General features: G+C 61.1%; 6 protein-coding genes. 3 read left to right on the plus strand and 3 right to left on the minus strand.

What is annotated here, in order from left to right:
* Nucleotides 1-144: 144 nt before the first annotated feature.
* The gene (locus O2807_10710) at nt 145-450 is read left to right on the plus strand and encodes a hypothetical protein (protein MDA1000968.1); all 306 of its coding nucleotides are present in this window, start codon (nt 145-147) and stop codon (nt 448-450) included.
* Between the two features lie 142 nt (nt 451-592).
* Here O2807_10710 and O2807_10715 read toward each other — a convergent pair whose 3' ends face one another.
* The 3 genes from O2807_10715 to O2807_10725 all read right to left on the minus strand — a co-directional run bounded on the left by O2807_10715 (nt 593) and on the right by O2807_10725 (nt 4,669).
* On the minus strand, nt 593-1,624 hold the full coding sequence (locus O2807_10715; protein ID MDA1000969.1) for a zinc-binding dehydrogenase: 1,032 nt from the start codon (nt 1,622-1,624) through the stop codon (nt 593-595).
* A 249-nt stretch (nt 1,625-1,873) separates the two neighbouring features.
* Complete coding sequence (locus tag O2807_10720; protein MDA1000970.1) at nt 1,874-2,839, minus strand: DUF523 and DUF1722 domain-containing protein; 966 nt, start codon at nt 2,837-2,839, stop codon at nt 1,874-1,876.
* Nucleotides 2,840-2,881: 42 nt separating this feature from the next.
* Entirely contained in the window at nt 2,882-4,669 is a 1,788-nt protein-coding gene (locus tag O2807_10725) for a 3-hydroxyacyl-CoA dehydrogenase family protein (GenBank protein MDA1000971.1), read from the minus strand.
* Between the two features lie 181 nt (nt 4,670-4,850).
* Here O2807_10725 and O2807_10730 point away from each other — a divergent pair, with 181 nt between their 5' ends.
* Together O2807_10730 and O2807_10735 are read left to right on the plus strand one after the other, a co-directional pair.
* The gene (locus tag O2807_10730) at nt 4,851-5,213 is read left to right on the plus strand and encodes a pentapeptide repeat-containing protein (protein MDA1000972.1); all 363 of its coding nucleotides are present in this window, start codon (nt 4,851-4,853) and stop codon (nt 5,211-5,213) included.
* Between the two features lie 136 nt (nt 5,214-5,349).
* Nucleotides 5,350-5,955 (plus strand): NYN domain-containing protein, encoded by a 606-nt coding sequence (locus O2807_10735; protein ID MDA1000973.1) that lies wholly within the window; start codon nt 5,350-5,352, stop codon nt 5,953-5,955.
* The last annotated feature ends 65 nt before the right edge of the window (nt 5,956-6,020 follow it).

The raw sequence follows: 6,020 nt of genomic DNA on the forward strand, positions 1-6,020 counted from the left end.
GGCCGTCGCCCGCGCCTCGGAGCGCCCCGGGCGCGGGGGGGGGTGGGTGGCGAATTAGTAATCGCCACTCACAGGGGATTTGACAAAAAAGTCAGTTGAGTTACAATAGTAACGTTACTATAGTAATCTATAAGGAGGTTTTATATGACCAGGACACCGAGAAAAAAAGAAGTTTTTACCACTCGCTTATCCGAGAAAACCGCAAACTTGCTCCGCGCGCATTGTGAAAATGAAAGCGTATCGGCCTCGGCAATGATTTCAACCCTTGTCGAGGAGGCACTCCTCTCCGAGGAGCGGCAACGTCGCCTTCCTCCCCTCTCGACTCCTTTAACAGGTCAAGAACGACAAAACATGAGGATGCTTGGCGAACAAATCCTTATGGCGGGCAGGGACAGAGGCTTGGATAGTGAATTAATTGAAAAACTAAAAAATGCACTTAATAAATTTTGAGGAATGGAAATGGAAAAATTAGATCCAGACTCTTAGTGCTGAGTTGGTGGAGACGGACGATGGCAAATAAGTCTGGGGGCAGATTAAAATCGTCCTCCGCCGCGGGCGGGCATGGCCCGGAGGGTGCGCCTGGATTCCGCAGCTAATCTCCGACCCGCAGGACGATCTTGCCGAACTGCGATCCTTCCTCGAGGATCTCGTGCGCCTTGCGGCAGTCATCGAGGGTCATCACCCGATCGATGACGGGCTTGAGCGCGCCCTCCGCCAGGAAGCGGAGCACCTTCTTGAACGTGGCCAGGCTCCCCATCGTGCTCCCGAGAATCGAGAGCTGCTTGGAGAAGAGCAGCGCAAGGTTGGTCTTTCCCTCGAATCCGGTGGTTGCCCCGCAGGTCACGATGCGCCCGTGGTAGGCGGCGCTCTTCACGCTCTCCCCCCAGGTGGCGTCCCCCACATGCTCGAAGATAACGTCGGCCCCCGCCTTTCCGGTGATGTCGCGCACGCGCTTGCTGATGGATTCCTCGCGGTAGTTGATCACCGCATCGGCCCCGAGCGCGCGGGCGCGCTCCATCTTTTCGGGCGTGCTGGTGGTGGCGATGACGCGGGCGCCGAGGAGCTTTCCGATCTGGATGGCGGCGGTGCCCACGCCGCTGCCCGCCCCCTGGACCAGCAGCGTCTCGCCCGCCCGCAGCTGCGCCCGCTCGGTCAGCATGCGCCAGGCGGTGATGAACACAATCGGGATGGCCGCCCCTTCCTCGAACGAGAGGTTTTCGGGGAGCGGCTGGAGGTTCGGTACGTTCACGGCGATGTATTCGCAGCAGCCGCCGTTTGTCTGCTCCCCGATGATCTCGAAGGTGCCCGGCGGCGGGTCGTCGCAAAGGTAGTAGGGAACGCCCCCGTAGCTTTCGATGGGATAGTCGATCACGCGCTGGCCGACCTCGAATCCCTTCACGCCGGGGCCGAGGGCCTTCACCACGCCGGTGAAATCGCTGCCCCCGATGTGGGGCATCACGGCGTCGATGCCGGGGAGGCCCATGCGGACCCACAGGTCGAGGTGGTTGATGCCGACCGCCTTGACCTCGACCAGTACCTGGCCCGGACCGGCTTCGGGCGCGGGGATGTCCTCGATCTTCAATACTTCGGGGCCGCCTGTCTCGTGGAAGATTGCCGCTTTCATCCAAAACCTCCCGCATCCGGGCCGGAGCGCCCGGCGGTTTTCGTTCTTGGGGTGAAGGGAATGTCTATACGTGACGAATATCATCCATGGCCGGATCGGGCAACAGCGGGAATCCCGAGAAAATTGGGCAGCGGGTCCGTTTGCGCAATGGTTCAGCGGTGTCATTCCGAAGGAGCGCAGCGACTGAGGAATCTGCTGTTTAAAAGCAGATTCCTCGCTGCGCTCGGAATGACAAGAAAAGCAAGCAAACTAACCCATTACCGAATCGCAAAGCGCCTCGGGATAGGGCTCGAAGAAGGTTTGTCCGTCCAGATAAGGCTTCTCGTTTCCGGGCAGCGCGTATCTGGACAGCCGGGCGCGGAGAATATCGCGTAGAGTCCCGAGCGGCGCCTTTCCCTCCCGGTAGCGCTCCAGTGTCTGAAGAAAAAAGGTCTTTTCGCGCCCGGTCAGTTTCTTGGAGAGATGCCCCATCGCGTGCATGAGCGTGTTGATGTTCGAGGCGCGCCGCGGGGGCCGGGCGAGGGCTTTGAAAAGGTGCTGCGAATAGCGGGCATAGACTTTTTGGAAGGGAAGCTTCTCGTGGTTGGCGGCGGTTTTTTCCATCTCGCGCATTTCTTTTTGATGGCAGGCCATGAACAACAGCTTGTTTTTCTCTTGAAAGCGGATGAGCGCGCGCAGGGTGCCTTTTTCTTTCGTCTTTCGGAAATCGGCCAGCGTGAAGAGCTTGGTGAAAAAATGTTCCCGGCAGGCGGGATTCATCAATCTTCCTTCGTCTTCCATCGCCAGCCCCGGAAATTTTTCCATCGCCTGTTTCGCGAACAGCCCGGCTCCTTTTGTGTGCGGGGCGCCTTCTTTCATGCCGGAAAATATTTTGGTGTCCCGGATGCCGCAGGAGGGTGAGCGCCCCTTGAGGATGAAGCCGTCCACGGCCGGGAGGCCCGAGAGGAAGGAATTTGCGAAAGCGCCCATCTTCCGGGTCAGGAGGCGGCCCGTCGCGGGCTGGTGGAGGTTCCGGCTTCCAGCTTTCAGGAAGATGCGGACCGGGTCGCGCGGGGTGCCCAGGCCGATCTCCACCTCCGGGCACACGGGCAGAAACTTCACATGGGGCTTGAGGGTGTGCATCAGATCGAAGGAAATCACCTGTCCGTTGTAGCGGCAGGGTGCGAACTCGAGGCACTTGCTGATCACGACGAGGGGTTTCGGGAAACTTCTCATCCATGATCCCTTGTCTTGTTGTATCCAGCGCTTCACGCGGCGCTATTTCGATGTGTAGTCGTAAAACCCTTTTCCGGATTTCCGGCCCAGCCAGCCGGCCGAGGTCATCCGGCGGAGAATCGGGGGGGCGACGTAGCGGCTCCCGCCCATCTCGACGGCCATGGCGTCCGCCACGAATTCGGCCACATCGATTCCGACGAGATCCAGCAGCGTGAGGGGGCCCATCGGGTGCCCCAGCCCCCCGTGCACGGCCTTGTCCATCGCCTCGCGCGTGGCGAGGCCCTCGTCGAACGCCTGCGCGGCCTGGTTGAGGTAGGGAACCAGAAGAAGGTTCACGAGAAAGCCGGGCCGATCTTTCACCAGGATGGGGGTTTTTCCGATGCGCTGGCAGAAGGCGATGCCGAACTGGGCGATCTCGGGCGCCGTCTGGACGGCCTCGATCACCTCGACGAGGCGCATGGCGTAGGGCGGATTGAAAAAGTGCATTCCCAGCACCCGGTCCGGGCGCTTGGTTTTGGCCGCCATCGCCGTGACGGAGAGGCAGGAGGTGTTGGAGGCCAAGATCGCATCCGCCTTGGCGACCTGCTCCAGCTTCTCGAACATCTCGAGCTTGACGGCCATGTTTTCGACGACCACCTCGATGATAAAGTCGCAGTCCGCGAGCGTGCCGAGGTCGGTGCTGCCGTGGAAGCGGCCGAGGATCTCTTTCCGGGTGAAATCCTCTATCTTTCCGCGGGCGACGGCGCCTTCGAGATTCTTTTTCACGCGGCCCATCCCGGCCTCGAGGGCGCCCTCGTTCGCCTCGATGGAAAACACCTCCAGCCCCGCCGTCGCGCACACCTGGGCGATGCCGCTCCCCATGGCGCCCAGCCCGACGACGCCGACTTTTCGGATCGCATCGCAGATGGGCTTTCCCAGGGAGATGTCCCGCTGTTCCGCGGCCGCCTCGTCCGGCTCGGCCACCCCGTAGATGCCGGGTTTTTTGTAGGAGTAGAAGCCGCGCCCGGTCCTGGTGCCCAGGCGGCCCGCTGCGATCATCCGGTCCACGAGCGGCGGGGGCATGTACCGCGGGTCCTTGAATTGCTCATAGAGCGAGAGCGCCACCGTGCGGTGGATGTCGAGCCCCTCGATGTCGAGCAGCCGCATGGGCCCCATCTTGTAGCCCAGGCCGAGCCGAATGCCCGCGTCGATGTCGGCGGGGGTGGAGTAGCCCGTCTCGATGAGGCGGATGCAGTCGTTCTGGAAGGGGATGAGGAAATAGTTCAGGATGAATCCGGGAGAATCCTTTACCTCGACGGGCGATTGGCCCACGCGCTCGAGAAACGCCAGGGTGGCGGCGGTGGTATCCTTGGAGGTGAGAAGACCGGGGGCCACCTCGACCATTTTGTTCAAGGCGGCCGGAAGGCAGAAATGGGTGCCGATGACGTTCGGGGGCCTGCCGGAGGCGGCGGCGAGTTCGGTGACGGAAAGCGTGCTCGTGTTCGTCGCGAGTATCGCCGCGGGGGAAAGGATATCGCCCAGGCGGCGGAAGAGTTCTTCCTTCTCGGGCATATCCTCGTGGATGGCTTCGATCACGAGGTCGCAGCCGGCGAGATCGGTGAGCTGGGCCGTTCCCTTCAGCCGCCCCAGAGTGGCGTCGCGCTCCCCGGGGGAGGATTTTCCTTTTTGCACGCCGGCATCGAGAAAGCTCCGAACGCGGTTCATCCCCTCTTCCAGGGAAGGCGCATCCATCTCGCAGGCCACCGTGTCGGCGCCGCCCCGGGCGCAGACCAGGGCGATGTTCGAGCCCATGGTTCCCAGACCGACCACCCCGATTTTTTTCACGTCCATTTCCCGCTCCTCTGGATGAGGGGTGCGCTTGCAGCGGACCGGAGGGGCATGAACCCTCCTTCCCGCGTCCGCATATCCGGCCAAAAACCTTTTTAGGCGCGGTGCCGCCGGGTGTCAATCAGAAGAGAAGCAGGGATACGGGGTTGCTTCTTTGCGGAGGAGATACTTAGATGGAAGCACTATGGCGATGACGGCAATGGAAGTCGAGCGGGCGCTCAGCGCCGCCGAACAGGGGGAGCAGGCGGCCGATTTTGAGGGGGCCGATCTGGCCCGGGTGGATCTGAGCGGCTTCAATCTCTCCGGCGTCAATTTCCGCGGGGCCGTGCTGCGGGGCGCCGTCCTGCGCGAGGCGGATCTTTCGGACGCCGATCTTTCCGAGGCGGACCTCCGGGATGCCGACCTGGAGGGCGCGGCGCTCTCCGACGCGGATCTTTCAGATGCGGACGTGGCCGGCGCCAGCTTCCGGGGGGCGACGCTCGTGGGCGCCATTCTGGAGGGGGCCAACATGAATGAAGCCATCCTCGAGGACGCGGAGTTCCTCTAGGCCGCAAAGCACTGTTTTTTGCCCCTTCCCGGCCATTTCCCCTGCATCCACAATCAGGTATGATTCCTGTATTCCAATATTATTTTGCAAATCGCTTCACAGGCATATTTATGCGAAAAAAAAATGGGAGGGGGAGATGGGGAGGTCGGCTGTTTTTATCGATGGCGCCTATATGGAGTTTTTGATTCGGGAGGAGTTTTCGGAGATGCGGGTGGACTTCGCCCGCCTTTCGCAAAAACTGGTTGAAGGGCACGAGCTCCTGCGTACGTATTATTATCACTGTCTTCCCTATCAGGGGCCGAATCCGACCGAAGAGGAGGCGCGGCGCTTCAACAACAAGCAGCGTTTCTTCAAGACGCTCGATCGTCTTCCGCGCTTCGAGGTTCGCCTCGGCGAAATCGTGTTCCGCGGGGTCCGGGAAGATGGCCGCGAGAATTTTCTTCAAAAACGCGTGGACATGATGCTGGGCGTCGACATGGTCCGGCTCGCGGAATCCGGCCAGATAACCGACGTGGCGCTTGTGGCGAGCGACAGCAATCTGATCCCGGCGGTGGAGGCGGTCAAGGATTGCGGCGTGGTCGTCACGCTGTTCCATGGCCGGAAGGCCGGCGCGAATGAGGATTTGTGGGCCCTTTGCGATGAGCGGAGTTTGATTACCGAGGAATTGGTGTCCTCGGTTCAGCTGCAGCCGCGCCGCGACCCGCAGGTACTTGAAGAAGAGAACATTCCCTCTTACTCCTGAGTGGTGGGATGGCGATGCAAAAAACCGGGAGATGACCTCCCGGTTTTTTTGTGCGAGGCGCCTGC

The sequence above is a fragment of the bacterium genome (assembly GCA_027622355.1).
In the GTDB taxonomy this organism is placed as follows: domain Bacteria; phylum UBA8248; class UBA8248; order UBA8248; family UBA8248; genus JAQBZT01.